Consider the following 19,580-nt stretch of genomic DNA (forward strand, 5'->3'; position numbering starts at 1 on the left):
TCCGTTAATGTATAAAGAGCGCTTACTAAATCAGCGGATTTACCTGTAACCATAAAGTTAAGTTTCAATTAAAAGATCCCCACTTTTCGCTTTTCCTGTAAAGGGAGACTTGCGGCAGATTAGTTATGGTGGCCCCTTTGCCGGTTAAAATAATATTTGACTATAATACGTAAGGCTTCAGAATTGCTGCTCACCCGAGCATTAGTTTTGTTTAAATTAGTTAAGGCAAAAACTAAACAAATATGTCATCTGTTGAATTTAACACCTTGCTTGTCGGGAATGCCGATTTCCTCAAACCCTTTGCATTCACCCTCACCAAAGATGCCGAACAGGCCAAAGACCTCTACCAGGAAACACTGGTCCGTGCATTATCTAACCGGGAAAAATACCTGGAAGGCACCAACATCCGGGCATGGCTCTTCACCATCATGCGTAACATTTTCATCAATCACTACCGCAAAAAGATGAAACAACGCATCATCAGCGAACCCGCACTCAGCAACTTCTTTATTAACTACCAGCAAGGTATGGTAGGGAACAGGGCAGAATCCAATCTGCGGACAAAAGACATTCACCTGGCAGTATTTCACCTGCCACCTATTTTCAAACATCCATTCCTGTTATACTATGAGGGGTATAAATATTTCGAGATAGCAGACATGCTCCAGGAGCCCCTGGGCACCATCAAAAGCAGGATACACTTTGCAAGGAAAATGCTGAAGACAAAAGTGAAAATAAATTAACAGGTTACGGACGGATTCAAACCGTCGTCAAGGTTTTGCGGACCTTTACCTCGTCTCTCGGCCACGTAACCTGTATAAAAAGATCAGTTAGCCACCCCGTACACCAGCTGCAAATAACGCTGCCGCAGCCGTGTATGAAAATAGAAAGCCATTACCATCAGCGAGGCCGCCCCCAACAACACCGCCGGGCTGGGCCAGCAATAATATAAAGCAAGACTCAACACCACATACCGTGCGTATTCCAGGTAGAATACCCATTGCTTCTGCTCCAGGATGGCGCCGCAGTTGATCAGGGTCAACAAAATGAGCAGGACCACACACACCTGGATGAACACCGGCACGTAGTGTTCCATCAAAAGAAAGCTGAACAACAGTATCAACACGGAAGCCACCTGCCATACCACATAGTTATTCAGTTTAGGCGTTTCCGTTATACTGTCGTTGCGCAACAGGAAACGTTCTTCCAACACCTGCCGTGCCGCCGGGTCCACATTATCCGGCTTGCCGAAGATGATACGCAGCCGGCTCCTCCAGCCAGTGGCACGTTTCACGGAATACAGCATTTCCAAAAAGAAATGGAAATGTTGCCACAGGAAACTATTGCTCTGCAAAGGTTTGGTGAGGCCATATGCCGGCTCCTCCCCCTCCTTGGTAAAAGTGCCAAATAATTTATCCCAGATGATGAAAACATCTCCGTAATTTTTATCGAGATATTGCGGATTGCTGGCATGATGCACACGGTGATGCGAAGGCGTTACCAATATATACTCCAGGATGCCCAGCTTACCAATGGTACGGGTATGAATGAAGAAAGGATACAAGCCATGTACCAGTAACATGCTGGTGATCATCGCCGGCGGAAAGCCGATCACCGGTAATATCGCCCAGAAGCCCGTCCGGATGAATGCCTGGAACACCGTGATCCGCGCAGATACAGTATAATTGAACTCCTCACTCTGATGATGCACCACATGCGCACACCAGAACAAAGTGACTTCATGCGCCAGGCGGTGATACCAATACCAAACAAAATCTGTACACAACAACAAAGCCACCCATAACAGCACACTCGCCCGGATATTGAAAATAGCGTAGTGGCGGTATAAATAATCATATACGAAATAGAATATGCCCACCGTAAACGTGTCGGCCAGGCGCTCTGCAATCCCTATACTCAGGTTGCTGATAGAATCGTTGAACCGGAAATACCGCTTGCCCTTTTTCGTTGATACCAGGTACTCCAACCCGATGAAAGCCAGAAAGAAGGGTACCGCAAATGCCAGATAGTTTAAATGCACGGTTTAAAATTTTGAAACACAGGAATCTGTTGCCGCCGCCAGCACTACGCATGACACAGGCATAGCGTATGGCACAGGTCCATACACGGGTATTCATTTTATAATTATCAGGTGGTGGTAAACGTTGCAATAATAGGCAATAAATTTTAATTATCCTACTATTTTTGTAGACTAATAAAAAGGAAAGGTGAAAAGCAGCAAACTGCCTTTCACCTTCACGATTACATATGATACGAGAGAATGATCAATCTTCTGCAGGGCCGCCATCCGCCATTCTCACCACTTTCGGTTCGAAACGCCCTACTACCTCTACCAGTGCCGCCTGCCGCGCCATTACAGTACGGATATCTTTGTAGGCGCCAGGCGCCTCGTCAAGGCCGCCACCAATCAGGGTTACACCGGCTTGTTCCAAGGCTTTTCTCATCTCATGACCTGTGATAGTTTGTTCTGCTTTTGTTCTCGACATCCTTCTACCGGCGCCATGTGAGGCGGAGTCCAGACTATCGGCATCGCCTTTGCCTCTTACAATAAAACCGGGTGCGGTCATAGAGCCAGGGATAACACCCAGCACGCCCTTACCCGCCGGGGTAGCGCCTTTCCGGTGCACGATCACTTCCCTACCCTGATGCACTTCTTTCCAGGCGAAGTTATGATGGTTCTCCACCCTTGCCAGCAAAGTAGCGCCCATAGCCTTGATCAGCCGTTTATGGATCAGGTGGTGACATGCGGAAGCATAGTCGCCGGCCAGGTTCATTGCCAGCCAGTATTCTTGTCCGGCTTCAGTATCAAGGTCCAGCCAGGCCAGGTGTTTAGCATAATCCGGCAGTTGACAAAGTTCCTTCGCCAGTTTGGTATAATGCCCCGCAATCTGTGCGCCCAGGCCTCTGGAGCCGGAATGCGACAACAGACCTATATACCTTCCTGGCGCCAGCTGCCATTCATTGCCGGCATCGGTGATCTCTACTACGCCCCATTCCACGAAATGATTACCGGAACCGGAAGTACCCAGCTGACCAGCGGCTTTATCATACAGGTGACGCAGAAAAGGGATCTCGTTAAATTCATTTCTTTCCAATACGGCATCTGCTTCTCTCTTCTTCCATTCCTCGCCAGCGCCGAATTTGGTCCAGGTGGTCAATTCTTTTTTATACTTACCAGCATGGCCTTCGAGCGTATGTTCCGGCAGGTCAAGGATACTCAAGCACATCCGGCATCCGATGTCCACGCCAACGCCATAAGGGATCACAGCGTTTTCAGCAGCGAGCACCCCACCGATAGGCAGCCCATAGCCCTGATGGGCATCCGGCATCAATGCGCCGGCAACGGCCACTGGCAGGCGCACAGCGGTATTCATCTGTCTCAATGCACCTTCTTCTATAAAGTCTTCACCAAAAATGTTGTACGCTACGGGCGTTTCCCGTAATGGTATCACTTTCGGTCTGGTATCCTCTACTAATTTAACGGCGATCTTTCCTAATACTTCATCTGCGATGAATGCCTGCGGATCGGCGAGGATGTTTTTCATCATATCGGCAATCTCCGCTTCATCTGTATGTTTATAATGTTGGGCTATAACGTTAAGGGCTACACTGATCACCGGCGCCTGCGGGTAACCTAAGGCCAGTAGCCATTTCCCGGTGATGTTTGGTTTTGTCATATCTGTTTTGTTGATCCCGGCGCCGCCGCAGCAGCACCGGGGTATAATGAATGATTATGCGGTGGCTCTTCTGAAGCCGATCACCTGCGGTGTTTTTTCCACAGCCACCTGGTGTGGATTGGCAATCTCGGCGATAGTCATGGGCTCCGCGATCTCGCGGTTAAAACCGAGGTGTTGTGATAAACGCTGCGCTTTCTGTAGCGATAGCTTGCCAAATTCATATTTGGCAATGAGCCTGCCCTTGCGCAATAAAGCACTGTCTACTGCAGACAGGTCGCTGTTGAAAGAGCACACCAGCTGCACATTCAGGCAATCGGCCAGCAGGCCGTCGCTCAGGTTCAACAGGTTGGATACTGCCGATTTTCCGGAGATACGCCTGTCCATGATCACGCTTTCTGCATCTTCAATGATCACCACGCTATTGGGATTATCGATCAGGAGGTCCATGAATCCCGGATCCATGATGTTATTGGCCATCTCCGGCGATACAAAGAGTATCTTCTTTTTGATCTTCCCGATAAGGTAACGCAAATAAGTCGTTTTTCCAGTGCCGGGTAATCCGTGCAGCAGCACGATCCCTTTGTCTTTATCTTTCTTCAGGCGTGTTTGTATCATTTTATCCACTTCTTTGAAATCGTCTTCATAATAAAGATCCAGGTCGAGCTGGGTGCGTTTGATCTCCATGCTTTTAAGTGCCAGGCCGCCTCTGGCGGCGATTGCAATGAGATTGATCTCATGCGGCTCACGCCGTTGGCGACGTTTGAAAGCAGCGATCTTCGGTGTAATGGCCGCGATAAATTCATCATTATTGCCATCGTGGAAGATATCGCAGAAATTGTCGTCGAAATGTATCAGCACATTATGCCCGAACACAAATATGCTCTCGGAGTGCGTATACTTTTTCTTCTTTGTTTTATAATCTGTACTTCGGTAAATCTGTTTAATCTGTGCTGCACAGGTTGTAGCAACCCAATCCGCAGCCTTCTCTCCATCTATGTTATAGAGGTTACTGACGTTTGGCAGTTTGTTGAAAGTGTGTATATAAACAGATTGTGCATTTAAAAAGTTACTATTCTGCAGGTAAATGCATTCTTGTGTGTTCATTTTCGTATAGTCTTTTTTTTAGATAAAGACTTACCAGGGCTGTATACCAGCGCCTGGTAAATCAAATTTATCATCATAGTAGCGGCGCAGCCGCCGCTGTTGGGGTTAAGGCCATCCTTTTGATGGCCGCTTCGGGGAGTTAATGCAAACAGAGACGAAAAAAATACTGTAGAGGGAAAACATCAGCGGAGCAAGATTACCCCGCTTTGCTGCTTTGTTTTGTACCTCCTCAATGATTTCATGCACAAAAAAACCCGGCCTGTATTGCACGGACCGGGTTACTAACGTTGACGCATATACTACGTCAAGGCATAACTTGTCCGTTTGGCATCCTTATCAAAGGCGCCATCCTGATATAACCAACCGTTGGTGATATTTGTGCGATGTAGGAATCTCTTCATTGCAACGGGCAATAAAAAAAGCCCGGACTTTTATGGCCCGGGCTTTTCTATCGATACAAATATTTTGATCTACTTGTAAGTACGAAACGCCCGGGAACAGCCACGATCCTCAATCAGAGAGGGTGCTGCTGTGTTTATATATTGATTAAAGCGTTTCATTTTTACGAGTATTTGTTGTTATTATTTTTTGATGATGCAAAGATAAGCGCTTCTATTTTGATATTGCAAATTTTTGACAAAAAATTTCAAAACTTTTTTCTATAAAATTTCCTTGTATGCTGTAACCTGCTGCTGTATTGATTTAGCAACTACGTATATCCGCTAACGTTATATACATAAAAAAGCCGGAAGCTGTTTGCTTCCGGCTATACAATCCACAATAACAGGATTAACAATAATAGATGGCGATGGTCGACCGTCATTATATCTTATATCATTACCGCGCTTTCTTCGAACTGCTTTTCCAGTCTTTGCATCTGACGGATATGGCGTTCGATATGCTTGGTAAGGAAGTAGATGTATTGGTAGATGTCGAGCTTGCCCAGGTGGTTCACAGACATGTTGGTGAATACCAGCACGCCTTCACCGTTCTTGAGCAGCGACAGGTTATACATGCATTGTGCGTATTGTTGTTTCAGGAGCACTTTCACTTCCTGGAGATTTTTCAGGCCGGTAGGCTCCATATGTTCGGGCCTTACCCATCCGAAGGATTTGCTGCCTATCACGTCGATCTGTGCAAATTTATCTTCGTAATCAGCGGGCAACACTACGGTATGGCCGGTTTTCTTACGTTCCAGCGCACGGCGTGTGCTCTTATTAATGATCAGGAGCAGGAAGTAATTGGTAAGTGAAATATGTTCCAGTACCTCTCTGATACTCCATTGATCGCGTTCAGGTTTGAAATGCAGCAGTACCTGGTCTTTTTCAAACCATTGGTCTAACTCCCTGAAATTGGTGAGTAAAGCCTCTCTTACAACTTGAATTACGTTCCTCATGATACTTTCATTTTGGGGTTATGTACCGGGTCGAAGTACATAACGTTCTAAAAAAATTGTTTGTATGCCATTTTTATGCCGGATAAAAAAAACGCCCGGCCGCGTTGACGAGCCAGGCGTTTTAATAATGTAAACGAATCATTATTGCATACGAGGTCCGTCTGGCTTTTTCAAGGCAAAGCCATCCTGTTTACGCATATCCTTTCGGTTAGCGTATTGATGTATTACAGTTATCGCTTGAAATTCTTTCAATGTCATCATTTCTAACTGCTTCTAAAGCAAAAGGTCCCGCATTTTTTGTGCGGGACCTTTGTTTATATCGTTTGATAACTTTCTGTCGTTAACAATCGGTGCAACGTGCCCGCATCCTGCTCTGGACCTGCTTTTGCTTGCATGCCATCGCTGAAATTTTATATGTTGATGAAAGTTGCACAGTTATGTTTTGTTTGTTAATGCAACAAAGGTAAATTTTATTTTTTATCCAACATAAAAAAATACCCTACTTTTTTTGTGGAGTTAACAATTATTTTATCTCGATGACTTTTTTAGTGTGTTGAGTTGATCTTCCAGTTGCCTGATTTTCTCTTCCTGCTTCAAAAGATGCAGGGTCAGCTCTTCTACTTTTTTGAGGAGCGTAGCATTCATATCCCCTATATCAAGGCCGTCCCTGGCCACTGTAGCGGCGGCAGGCACCTCCGGAAGATGGCCGTGCCGGTGGATATAAGCTGCTGTTTCCTGCAGGGAAGGCAATTCATAATCCGGATGGAACACATAATCAGGCCAGGCGCTTTGCAGTTTTACCTTTACTCTTTCTGCGATCATACTGCCGCCCACAGCCAGTTTATAGCCATTGGGCTTATTGGTGTTGATGCCCACACAATTATCCGTGCCTACGAAAACCGCCGGAATGGTATTATAAGCCAGCGTACCATAGGAAGACGTTGTTGGCGCCGTGGTAATAAAAAGCCCGCCATAATAAACGTCTACATTGGTGCCTATCTTCACGCCATAGGACTGCGTGCTGGAGGAATGGTTCACAAATTCCAGTGCTGCGTTGCCATTACCGGTTTGCCCCAGGGCCACTCTTTCAAAATTGTATACGCCAGGGATCACGACCTGATTTTGATTGCTGGTGGCGGAATCGCCGATCTGCAATGCTGCCTGAGGGTTAACAGTTCGTATACCCACCTTTCCCCCATTCTCGGCAATGAACCTGGACCAGCCAGTAGTGCCATCATTATTGGTTTTGCGGAAATACAGCTGCTGATCCGAGAAAGCACCGGCAATCTGCATCGCATAATTATTCAGTGGATTGGTATGCCTGACATCCAGCAGGTGCCACCAGCCGTTGACGGCGCCGTTGGGGTAATTCACAGGGGCATTGGTTTGATAGAAACCTGAGCGCACCGTATCGCCTTTGATGCCCGCGTCGTTCCTTACTTCGGTTCTGCTGCCGTAATCGCCCCATACGACGGTTGTTTGGGCAGATGCAGTGCCAGCCAGGGCTATACAAGCAATGGTAAAAAAGCTTTTTCATGTACAGAGATATTGTTTTAACGCTAACGAATATACGGCTTTTGATCTGCTAAAAAAGGCTCAATTGCGAGGAAGGGCGGCGGAACGAATCGCAGTTAAACTCGAAGCGTTCCATATTCAATCCATTCTTTTTGGTGTGGATGCGGAACTGTTGCCGGATCATTTCGGCGATATTGCCTTCGCCGCGCATGCGCCGTCCGTATTCGCTGTCGTTCACCTGGCCGGCATGCATGCTTTCAATGTGGTGCCATACCTTATCGGCGCGGTCGGGGAAATTCTTATAGAGCCAGTCTTTAAAGATCACCTTCACCGCATCATTGAGGCGCACCACGGTATAGCCGGCGAATTTAGCGCCGTTGGCAGCAGCGGCTTCCAGCAGCCGGGGCAGCTCATGATCGTTGAGGCCGGGGATCATGGGAGCGGTCATAACGCCAACGGGTATACCGAGTTCGCTCAACTCCTTTACTATTTTGAGGCGCTGCGCTGCGGTGGTGGTGCGGGGCTCCATTTTGAGGCGCAGGCTCTCATCCATGGTGGTGATGGAAACGTATACGCATACCAGTTGGTCCTGCGCCATCTGTTGGAGGATATAGCGATCGCGCAGCACCAACGAGTTTTTGGTGATGATACCTACAGGCTGCTTGTATTCCAGCGCCACTTCGAGCAGCTGGCGGGTAAGCCACATCTTGCGCTCTACCGGCTGGTAGCAGTCTGTATTGCCCGACAGGGAAATCGGTTTGGGTACCCAGTTCTTGTTATCGAGGAACTTGCGCAACAGCTCCGGCGCATTGTGCTTCACGATGATCTTGCGTTCAAAATCGAGACCGGCGCTCAAACCCCAGTACTGGTGAGCATTGCGGGCATAGCAATAAATACAGCCATGCTCACAGCCCTGGTAAGGGTTCATAGAGTACCACATGCCCACATCGGGGCTATCCACCTTGTTGACGATGGTTTTCGCATGCTCCTCAAATACCTGCGTGGGTACATCCGCCTGCCACCACTCATCGATCCCTTCTGCGTGCTCCTGCACATATTCCCCTTTGAGGTACTTATTCTTAGGATTGATCTGCGCCCCGCGCCCTTTGTAATAGGGATTTTCAGGCGCATCTTCCTGGAACGGCAAAGTCATGAACTAATATTTTTAGTAAAGATACTAAAATATTTAGGAATTTGAGGCTTTTTAAATTTCCGGATTTGAGATTTAGATGATTTCCATTTGTTTCATCAGGAAGGTGGCATTCTTGTTACGGGCGATGCCTTCACGGATGCGGTAGTCGAAGAAGAGATGATTATCGCGGATCGTGCTTTCAAAGCAATAGTTGCGAACACGGGCGGGGTAGGCAGTTTCCAGCTGGCCCAGTTCCAGGTCGTGCGTGGCGATCATGCCCAGGCATTGATAGGCCAGGAAATGCTCGATCAGACTGCGGGAGCCGGAGAGCTTGTCTTCTGAATTGGTGCCCTTCAATATCTCATCCAGCAAAATAAAAATAGGTACGCCCGCTTTCAATTGCTGTATGATATGTTGCAGGCGCAGCAGCTCTGCCTGGAAATAGGAAGTATGACTGGCAATAGAATCTTTGATACGCATGGATGTCATGATGCGCATAGGGCTGAAAGTAAAGCTGGCAGCGCAAACCGGCGCACCGCACATCGCCAGCAGCAGGTTAGCGCCAACGCTGCGCAGGAACGTACTTTTACCCGACATATTAGATCCGGTGATGATGAGGAAGCTGGCATTGGCGCCCACGGCGCCGTTGTTCCGGATACATTCGGCCTCCGGGATCAATGGATGGCCCAGCACAGTCGCTTCCAGCAACAGCTTGCCGCCAACAGGCTTCGGATAGTTATATCCCGGATGATTAAAAGCGAATGTGGCAAAGCTGTTCCATACCTCCATGATGGCGATCACTTCAAACCAGCTGTTCATCTGATCGCGGTGACGGCTTTTCCATCTCTCTAAATTAACCATACAATGCACATCATATAAAAGGATGGAGTTCAGCACAAAGCCCACCAGCAAGTTCAGGCGCTGATCAAGGGCGCCGCTGATGCGCGCCAGCTGCCGCAAAGCGGTATCGGCGCCGGCGGCAATAGCCTGCTGCTCTTTCAGCAATTTGGATTCGCCCACATTCATCTGTATAATAGATTGCAGCAACACATCGAGCTTGTCGAGGATGCTTTCTTTGCGCGCCATCAATGAATGCTGTTCCAATACTTTTTTCTGACAACTGAGCAGGATGCACCAGTTCACCAGCAGCACCAGCACCAGCGGGTAGTAGGCTCCCGTAAACGCATATACGAAAATCATGGCCACTGCCAGCGCCGGGCATAGCCAGCGGGCAATCTCCCAGGAACGCTTACCGAAGAAATGCTGCGGCATTTGCAGCCACAGGCCTATCTCCCGGCGATCCTGACCGTCTTCCTTTGCCAGCAAAGCATTGGCGCTCAGGTACTGGCGGAAATCCAATTCGGGAGTAAGCACTTGCAGCGCAGCCTGCGTATCTTCAATCGCGGCAACATCCTGTAAAGGGTTACGGAAGCGCTCTGCCAACAGCTTGCTGCCGGAAAGCGTACCGGTTCTGTTAATATATTGATAGAGCGAAGAAGAACCAAACACATCCAGATCGCCCGTGAAATCATGCCGGTCATCTACGTATATATTACCATCATCGAAATCCGCGATGTTGGCAGTCACCAGTTTGAGCTCTTTCTCATTCAGCTCCAGCAAGGTTTTCAGCAGTTCCAGCTGCCGCTGCGCGCGGGTATACTTTTTCAGCAGCCATCCGAAGGCCACCAGGCCGATCGCTACAAGTGGCAACCAGAGCGGGTTCCGCTCGTGCCGGAAATATTCCACCGCAGCGTACAGCGCTACAATAAAGCTGAACAGGCGCGCCCACGACAAGGTAGACGTAAATTTTTTCTCTTTCGCGATGGCTGTCTGGAAGGCTGCTATCCTTTGCTGGTAAGTATTGGCGGGCATCATAAACACAAGTTAACAAAAAAGCCCTTGAAGCGCGTAAAGCGCTTCAAGGGCTTTTAATAATTTCTTCTTTATGCGTACTGACGCTTCAGCAGCTCAGGATATTCCTGGCTCACTTTGAGGATCAATTCGCCGAAGAGCGTATTGGCCCATGCAAACCACTTGCGGGTAAATTTGCCGGGATCATCTTTCTGATAAGATTCGTGGATAAAGCCGGTATTGCCATCAGTATTACGCAGCGTGCGGATACAAGCGGCAATTTCTTCTTTATCGTGGCTGGTCAAGGCTTTCATAATAATGCTCATTGGCCAGATATAATTCTCTCCGGTATGCGGACTACCAACTCCATCTCCATACTTACCCTGATAATACCAGGGATGGAAAGTGCTCCACACAAAATGCCTGGAAGCCTGGTACAGCGGGTCTTCCGCCGTAGTATAGCCCAGGTAGGGAATAGAGAGCAGGCTGGGCACATTGGTATCATCGATGAAGAGGCGGTTACCAAAACCATCTACTTCAAAACCGTACATGTTGCCCAGTTTCGGGTGTTCCACGATCGCGTAGGCTTTGATGGCGCGATCCACTTCATCCGCCAGCGCGAGGCACTCTTTAGCGAAGGCCGCATCTTTATAGAACGTTTCGCTGATCTCGGCCAGCTGCCGCAATGATACCACTGCAAACATGTTGGACGGGATGAGGAAAGGGAATACCGTAGCATCATCTGAAGGGCGGAAGATAGATACGATGAGGCCAACCGGCAGCATGGGCGCACCATAGCCGGAATTAGGCACTGTGTCCGACTGCCAGGCGGTGACACGCTGGAATTTGTATGGCCCTTTGCCCTCCTTGCGCTGCTGTTCCTTGAACGTTTTCACGATCAGGTGTGCAGCTTGCCGGTATTTATCATCGAACACGCCGGTATCACCGCCGTGTTTCCAATAGTTGTAAGCCAGGCGCACCGTGTAGCAGAGTGAGTCGATCTCCCATTTGCGTTCGTGCAGTTCGGGTTTCATATCAGTGAGATCCTTTTCCCATTCACTGCCGGTGGGCCCGTCGTTAAAGGCGTTGGCGTAAGGATCGATGAGGATGCACCTGGTTTGACGATTAACCACACCAGCTACCATCTGGCGGAGCTTTTCATCTTCTTTGATCAGTGGAAGGTAAGGCCATACCTGTGCAGATGAATCGCGCAGCCACATGGCATTGATATCCCCGGTGATCACGAAGGTGTCGGGCTTGCCGTCGAGGGTCTTGAAATTTACCGTTGTATCGAGTGTATTCGGGAAACAGTTCTCGAACATCCACGCCAGCTTATTGTCGGCGATCTGTTTTTTTACATTGACGATCGTTTTCTCTACAGCCTCGCTGGTGAACTTGCGTTTGGCCAGCGGTGGGCGTTGCGAGTTATAGCCATCCCATCCCAATACCGTTTTGGGCAATCCCAGCCCCACAGCTCCCGCCAGCAGGGCGCTGTTCCTGATAAAATCTCTCCTTGCAACCATACAGTTTTTTGCGTTTAAGAAACTGTAAAATATAAAAGTTTCCGGGATTTGCTTAATCGATTTATCAGTCGTCCTCCTCTTCCTTGGCCTGGAGCTTCACGAAAGCGCTTCTGCGAGGGGCGGGCATCACGGCATGTTCGCCATGGACGGCCTTCCACACGATTTGGTTGAGTTCAAGATCGGGTACGCGATCTTCATGCGCAAGGTCGAAAGCAGCGGAACGGCGAGCGCTCTCATTCCAGGCGGTATTGCGCTCGTTGATATCTATATTGGCCGGACGTGCAGCATAAGGCGTGAGATCGGGCGTAGCGGAGAACAACTCCCACATGGGCGTTGCAGCCGCATCGTACTGGCTCATCGGCGGCAGGCCCAGGATCAGCTCCATGGTACGCAGCATGCCGGAGGTAGAATACATGTTATGATTAACCGATTTACGCTTGATATAAGGGCTGATCACATAAGCGGTAGAACGGTGCGCATCCACATGATCAGGGCCATTCTGCGCATCATCTTCGAGGATGAAGATAGCGCTCTCTTTCCAGATGCGGCTGTGCGACAGATACTCCACCAGGCGGCCAACGGCCAGGTCATTATCCGCAACAGCAGCGTAAGGAGAGTAAGCTCCTTTGCGCATACCGCTGGTATGGTCATTCCCCAAACGGATCGTATTAAAATGAGGCACTGCATCGGCTGCCAGCAAAGAATCAAAATCATGCTGCCAAACTCCCTGACGGTAGATGTCCTGTATGTTCAGATCGAAATCAGGATAGCCTTTGCAGAAATTATTTTCCAGCGACTTCAGATTAGCTTTTGTTTTACCTGCAAACTCGCCATAGGTGCGGTATGACACGCCCGCACGCTGACAATAGTCCCAGATAAATCCTTTCTTGGGATAAGCCACCTTGCGGCTGCCTTCATAATCATAGGTACCGCCACGGCCACCATAGCTGGTGGGCCAAGTCTTCTCCACATAGTCGGTGGCGTATGCTGCCATGCTCCAGTTATGGCCATCAGCGCTTACTTCGGCATCTACATAGAAATTATCTAACAATACATAATCACGTGCCAGCTGGTGCAAATTGGGCGTAACGCGATCCGGGAAAATACACAGGGAGCTATCGCCATTACCTTCTTTGATATCGCCCAGCACCTGGTCGTAGGTACGGTTTTCTTTGATGATATAGAATACATATTTGATCGGAGATGATTGACCAGCAGCACGCGGGATGGGATTGCCTTCCTCTCCTGCCGCCTGTTTTTCCTTCTCCTTGGTATAAGGCGTATTTTCATATACCAGCCTGGAATACTTGCCCAGCAAGGCTTCGCCGGGTTCTTTGAAGATAGACAAGGTGCCTTTGAACAGGCCGGCGATATATTGTACCGGTTTATCTTTACGGGTATTGGCCTCGTGCGATCCGCTGGCATCCTTGCGGCTAACCGGGTTAGGTCCTTCAGGATTGGCCATGGAAGTAAAGCCTTTGCCATTGGCTACAAACACTTTCTTACCTATTACACGCACACAAGTGGGATACCATCCTACCGGTATAAAGCCCTCTGAGCGGCTCTTGCCGGGTGTTTTCACATCAAATACTGCCAGGCAGTTATTATCTGCATTGGCGATATATAATCTCTCGTTGTTGGCAGATAAAGCAAGACCATTGGTAGTAGAGCCTGCGGGCGCATCAGGATACAGCGCGGTTTGCAGCGTTTCGATCACCTGCTGTTTAGCTGTATTGATGATGGATACGGAGTTCTCATTCGCATTGGCCACATAGAGATATTTGCCGTTCTTCGACAAGATCATTTCATTAGGATGACTACCTACATTGATCTTACCTACAATATTATCTCCCGCAATATCATACACCGCTACGGCATCGCCACCCCATAATGAAATATACAGGCGGCTGTTATCTTTTGCCAGCAGGCAGGTGTAGGCTTCTGCCTCCAGCGGGATACGTTTGATGATACTATTATTGCTCAGGTCTATTACATACAGGCTGTTATTCTCTTTCGTAACTACGTATAGGCGGTTACGTGAGTAATCGATCGCCATACCGGTAGGGCATATTTTTTCTTTGGGCCATCCCAATCCGAGACGGATACTATCTTTCAATAGCAGTTTCCGGTCGCTGATATCGTAGCGCCAGATCACGTTATCGTTGGCGCCGGAAGCGTAGAGGCTTTTTTCGTCTTTGCTGAAAGCGAGTCCCAGCCAGGCTTTGGGAATATTCACTTCATCCAGTATGGATTCTTTAGAGGCATCCAGCAGTTGAATGGTGTGTTTACTTTGACCATTATTGGTAACGGCCAGCAATTTCTCCGATGGAGACACCGCTACGTTCAGCGGCAGATCGCCCAATTGCAGGGAATGGCCCACCGGCGTAAGAGACCAACCATTAGGTAACAGGATGCGCTTGGCAACTGTGTCTGTAGTTTGTGCATGTACCTGCAAACAGGCGACCATAGCCAAACCGAAAAAAAAATTTTTCATAAGAAACACCAATGATGAAGCGGTAAAAGTAAAAAGCCTGCGGCAGCGAGCACAGGTTGTTCATGAATAGTAATAGTAATTTAATATCAAAAACTGAATAAAGCAAGAAAGCCCCTTTTGGGGCTTTCTTGCTTTATTCAGTTTTTGATATTACAGATTACATGTTCCTTCTGTATTGTCCGCCTACTTCGTATAAAGCGTGGGTAATTTGTCCGAGGGAGCAATGTTTCACGGTGTCCATCAGTTCTGCAAAGAGGTTGCCGTTGTTCACAGCTACTTGTTGCAGCTGCTTCAGGGCGGCATTGCTCTTGTTCAGGTGACGCTCGTGGAAGGCTTGCAGCGTCTTGATCTGGAACTCTTTCTCTTCGGTGGTAGAGCGGATCACTTCTGCGGGGATGACGGTGGGAGAACCATTTTTGTTCAGGAAAGTGTTCACTCCTACGATCGGGAACTCGCCGGTATGTTTGAGCGATTCATAGTAAAGGCTTTCCTCTTGTATCTTGTTGCGTTGGTACATTCTTTCCATCGCGCCCAATACGCCGCCTCTTTCAGTGATGCGGTTAAACTCCGCCAGTACGGCCTCTTCCACGAGGTCGGTGAGTTCTTCGATGAAGAAGGAGCCTTGCACCGGGTTTTCGTTTTTAGCGGTGCCCAGTTCGCGGTTGATGATCAGCTGTATGGCCATGGCCCTGCGCACGCTTTCTTCGGTTGGCGTGGTAATGGCTTCATCGTAAGCGTTGGTGTGCAGCGAATTACAGTTATCATAGATCGCGTACAGCGCCTGCAAGGTGGTACGGATATCGTTGAAGTCGATCTCCTGTGCGTGCAGGCTGCGGCCGCTGGTCTGGATATGGTATTTCAGTTTCTGCGAACGGTCGTTGCCCTTGTATTTATATTTGATGGCTTTGGCCCAGATGCGGCGAGCTACACGCCCTATCACTGCGTATTCCGGGTCCATGCCATTGCTGAAGAAGAAAGAGAGGTTCGGGGCGAAATCATCGATATGCATACCGCGGCTCAGGTAATACTCTACGTAGGTGAAACCGTTGGCCAGGGTGAACGCCAGCTGCGTGATGGGATTGGCGCCGGCTTCCGCGATATGATAACCGGAGATGCTCACCGAATAGAAGTTCCGCACTTTCTGTTTGATGAAATAATCCTGTACGTCGCCCATCAGTTTCAAAGCAAATTCCGTGGAGAAGATGCAGGTATTCTGCGCCTGGTCTTCTTTGAGGATATCTGCCTGTACGGTGCCGCGCACCGTGCTGAGCGCATGGGCTTTGATCTTTTCATACACTTCTTTGTCCAGCACTTCTTCTCCGGAGATGCCCAGCAGCTGCAGCCCCAGGCCATCATTGCCCGCAGGCAGGTCGCCATTATAATGTGGCAACGGATGATCTTTGAATTTCTCTTTGATGATAGCGCTTACTTTATCTGTAAGGCCGTTCGCTTTGATATATTGCTCGCATTGCTGATCGATGGCGGCATTCATGAAAAAGGCCAGCAGTATGGGCGCCGGGCCATTGATGGTCATGGATACCGATGTTTTCGGATCGCAGAGGTCGAAGCCGCTGTATAGTTTCTTGGCATCATCCACGGTGGCGATGCTCACGCCGGAGTTACCGATCTTGCCATAGATATCCGGACGAACGGCGGGGTCTTCACCATATAGGGTAACGCTGTCGAAGGCGGTGGACAAGCGTTTCGCCGGTTGGTCGAGCGATACATAGTGGAAACGTTTGTTCGTTCTTTCGGGGCCGCCTTCGCCGGCAAACATGCGGGTAGGGTCTTCTCCTTCGCGCTTGAGCGGGAAAACGCCCGCTGCATAAGGAAATTCGCCGGGCAGGTTTTCAGTAAGCTGCCAACGGAGGATATCGCCCCAATCTTTGTACTTGGGCAGGCTCACCTTCGGAATGCGGCTGTGGCTGAGGCTTTCGGAGAACAAAGGTAATTTGATCACTTTGTCGCGTACCTGGAACTCGTAGAAATCGGCTTCATATTTTTTCACCAGCGCCGGCCAGCTGTCGATGAGCTGCTTGCATTCCGGGTGCAGCGCTTTCTCGGTATGTGCTTTGATATCCGCCAGGGTAGCGGTTTTGGAAGGATCGAACGCTATCACGCCCTGCACCTGGTACAATTGAGTAGCCAGTTTGCATTGTTCATCTACCCATTTACTGTAATCGTCAATGGCTTCAGATATTTCGGCGAGATAACGCACGCGCGCCGGCGGAATGATCTGCGATTTAGTGGTAGTAGATTTCAGGCTTTCATGTTGCAGCGGCCCGAAACTGACGCCATCTTTCTCTTCTACCTTCTCCATCACTCGCTCAAACAAGAGGTTAATGCCTGCATCATTGAACTGTGAAGCGATGGTGCCAACCACCGGCAGCTCGTCTTCTTTGGCGTTCCAGAGGTTGTGGTTGCGTTTATATTGCTTGCGCACATCGTGCAGGGCATCGAGGGCGCCGGCTTTATCAAATTTGTTGATGGCAATTACATCGGCATAGTCGAGCATGTTGATCTTCTCCAGCTGTGATGCAGCGCCATATTCAGGGGTCATCACATACAGCGATACATCGCAGTAATCGGTGATGGCAGTATCGCTCTGGCCGATACCGGATGTTTCGAGGATGATAAAATCGAAGGCGGCCAGTTTGCAGATATCGATCGCTTCCTGGATATGTTCGCTGATGGCTTTATCGCTTTCGCGGGTGGCGAGCGAACGCATGTACGCCCTGGGATGATGAATGGAGTTCATGCGGATACGATCGCCCAGCAAGGCGCCGCCTGTCTTCTTTTTGGAAGGGTCCACAGAGATCACGGCCACGGTTTTATCGGTGAAATGGCTGAGATAACGGCGCACCAGTTCATCGGTTACGCTGCTCTTACCTGCACCGCCGGTGCCGGTGATGCCCAATACCGGCGCCGTTACGGGGCCATTGGTAGGAGTGATGTGCGCGCCTGCTTCTGCATCTACTGTCACGGCTTTGCTGGCTTTCACGCTTTTGAGCATGGCCACGGGCAGGTCGTTTTCTGCAAGGCTGATCGCCCTGGCGATCACTTTCGGATTCCTGTCTTTTTTAAGTTGTGGAATATCTTCTTCTGAAGCGCCCGCCGGAAGCGGCTTCACGGCGATATCGCATTGCCGGATGAGGTCTTCGATCATGCCTTCGAGGCCCATCTGGCGGCCGTCGTCAGGCGAATAGAGCCTTGCGATGCCATAGGCATGCAGCTCTGCTATCTCTGCCGGCAGGATGGTGCCGCCACCGCCGCCGAATATCTTGATATGACCGCAGCCTTTTTCTTTCAGCAGGTCATACATGTATTTGAAAAACTCCACGTGTCCGCCCTGGTAAGAGGTAACGGCAATACCTTGCGCATCTTCCTGGATGGCGCAGTCCACAATCTCTGCCGCTGAACGGTTATGCCCGAGATGTATCACTTCAGCTCCCTTTGCCTGCATGATACGCCGCATGATATTGATGGCGGCATCGTGCCCATCGAATAACGCCGCTGCTGTTACGATACGAACCTTGTTTTGTGGTGTATAAGACATATAATAACTTTTGTTCGAGGTTTTTCCCAAACATGCAAGTTACGGAAAAACCGGCTGAACTGCCGTAACAGCAAGGGTTTAAAGAGATTTAGAATAGATTGAACAAGGACGGATTTACGTTGCAAAATTTTTAACTGATCATTCAAGGACTTAGTAATTCCCTAAAACAACTTTCCCTTGTGCATAGCTGCACAAGGGAAAGTAAAATGCAAGACAACTGGCAGAAATACCCGGCAGTCTCTTTGTTTCATAACGTGGAATTAGAAAATCAATTATTGAAAACTTTAAATCGTCTGAATTAGTATACTTGATAAAAGGAAGTAAGCTCTACATACTTTGAAACGGCACAACAAATTTCGTCTCTGACTCGTGATTTTTTTATCAAATAAGATATGTTCCTAGGATGTGTATATCTTACACAATCTTAATTAAATTTTTGTTAAAAACAAACTTTTTTTTCGCTTTTCACAAAATTTAATCCGATATGAACACGCGTGAAGGCATAAAGCCCTCTAAACCTTGCCAGCAAAGTCTTTGAAAGGAGAAAGATATTAACGGGAAACGTGGGAGAAATTACATTTACAGGCAAAAAAATATTATCTAGAAGCCAATGCCCAGATAACGCTTTTTACGCTGCTCGTACTTGTCGAAATTGAACTTGTACAGCCTGGCCGGACGGTGAGGTACGTCCTCCTCTTCTTCATTCAGGTCCATCAACAGATCCATTGAGAGGAACTTCTTGCGGAAATTGCGGCGATCCAGCGCTACATCCAGGATAGCCTCATACAGGTTTTGCAGTTCGCGCAGTGAAAATTTCTTCGGCAACAGATTGAAGCCTACAGGCTGTACCATCACCTGCTGCTTCAGGCGCTCATGGCAGGTATCCAGTATCTGCTTGTGGTCAAATGCCATCTGGTGCAGCTCTTTCACAGGATGCCAGTGCAACTCGTTGTTGTGCATCTTCAGCTCTACATGCGCGATATTCACAAGGGAATAATAAGCCACCGTGATCACACGCCCCGCAGGGTGACGGTTGATAGCACCGAAAGTTTGCACCTGCTCCATATACACGTTATCCAGTCCTGTACGGGCTTTCAGCACCCGGTAAGCAGCCTCGTCCAGCTCTTCATCCGGCCGGACGATATCGCCGAGCAAAGACCATTTGCCTTTATATTCCTTCAGATCGGATTCAATCAACAATACCTTGAGTTCATCGTTATTAAAACCGAAGATCACACAGTCGACCGAAATGGCGACCTTGAAATAATCCTTTATTTCAATAAGATGCGTATTGATGTTCTTGGTGGACAT

At 48.8% G+C, this 19,580-nt stretch carries 12 protein-coding genes; 1 reads left to right on the plus strand and 11 read right to left on the minus strand.

The genetic code is table 11. The features are described from left to right. Positions 1-242: 242 nt before the first annotated feature. Positions 243-743 (plus strand): RNA polymerase sigma factor, encoded by a 501-nt coding sequence (locus FPG75_RS16810; RefSeq protein WP_143308050.1) that lies wholly within the window; start codon positions 243-245, stop codon positions 741-743. 83 nt (positions 744-826) lie between these two features. Here the strand turns inward: FPG75_RS16810 and FPG75_RS16815 are convergent, their stop codons facing one another. The 11 genes from FPG75_RS16815 to FPG75_RS16865 form a co-directional block, all read right to left on the minus strand. Then, positions 827-2,041: a sterol desaturase family protein gene (locus tag FPG75_RS16815; RefSeq protein ID WP_143308052.1), complete on the minus strand. Its 1,215-nt coding sequence runs from the start codon at positions 2,039-2,041 to the stop codon at positions 827-829. Positions 2,042-2,285: 244 nt separating this feature from the next. Continuing rightward, positions 2,286-3,698 (minus strand): RtcB family protein, encoded by a 1,413-nt coding sequence (locus tag FPG75_RS16820; protein ID WP_143308054.1) that lies wholly within the window; start codon positions 3,696-3,698, stop codon positions 2,286-2,288. Between the two features lie 54 nt (positions 3,699-3,752). After that, the gene (locus FPG75_RS16825; protein WP_143308056.1) at positions 3,753-4,802 is read right to left on the minus strand and encodes an AAA family ATPase; all 1,050 of its coding nucleotides are present in this window, start codon (positions 4,800-4,802) and stop codon (positions 3,753-3,755) included. A gap of 829 nt (positions 4,803-5,631) precedes the next feature. Then, the gene (locus FPG75_RS16830) at positions 5,632-6,198 is read right to left on the minus strand and encodes a DinB family protein (protein WP_143308058.1); all 567 of its coding nucleotides are present in this window, start codon (positions 6,196-6,198) and stop codon (positions 5,632-5,634) included. Between the two features lie 528 nt (positions 6,199-6,726). Beyond that, positions 6,727-7,572, minus strand: coding sequence for a hypothetical protein (locus FPG75_RS16835; protein ID WP_143308060.1), 846 nt, complete (start codon positions 7,570-7,572; stop codon positions 6,727-6,729). Positions 7,573-7,783: 211 nt separating this feature from the next. After that, complete coding sequence (locus FPG75_RS16840) at positions 7,784-8,866, minus strand: PA0069 family radical SAM protein (protein WP_143308062.1); 1,083 nt, start codon at positions 8,864-8,866, stop codon at positions 7,784-7,786. 72 nt (positions 8,867-8,938) lie between these two features. Beyond that, entirely contained in the window at positions 8,939-10,720 is a 1,782-nt protein-coding gene (locus tag FPG75_RS16845; protein WP_143308064.1) for a MutS-related protein, read from the minus strand. 68 nt (positions 10,721-10,788) lie between these two features. Next, positions 10,789-12,219, minus strand: coding sequence for a glycoside hydrolase family 125 protein (locus tag FPG75_RS16850; RefSeq protein ID WP_143308066.1), 1,431 nt, complete (start codon positions 12,217-12,219; stop codon positions 10,789-10,791). 64 nt (positions 12,220-12,283) lie between these two features. Beyond that, positions 12,284-14,713, minus strand: a complete 2,430-nt coding sequence (locus tag FPG75_RS16855; RefSeq protein WP_143308068.1) for a bifunctional YncE family protein/alkaline phosphatase family protein — start codon at positions 14,711-14,713, stop codon at positions 12,284-12,286. A 157-nt stretch (positions 14,714-14,870) separates the two neighbouring features. Beyond that, on the minus strand, positions 14,871-18,269 hold the full coding sequence (locus tag FPG75_RS16860) for a methylmalonyl-CoA mutase family protein (protein ID WP_143308070.1): 3,399 nt from the start codon (positions 18,267-18,269) through the stop codon (positions 14,871-14,873). A gap of 600 nt (positions 18,270-18,869) precedes the next feature. Then, positions 18,870-19,580: an NUDIX hydrolase gene (locus tag FPG75_RS16865; RefSeq protein WP_236652817.1), complete on the minus strand. Its 711-nt coding sequence runs from the start codon at positions 19,578-19,580 to the stop codon at positions 18,870-18,872.

Source organism: Chitinophaga vietnamensis (assembly GCF_902167635.1).
Lineage (GTDB): Bacteria > Bacteroidota > Bacteroidia > Chitinophagales > Chitinophagaceae > Chitinophaga > Chitinophaga vietnamensis.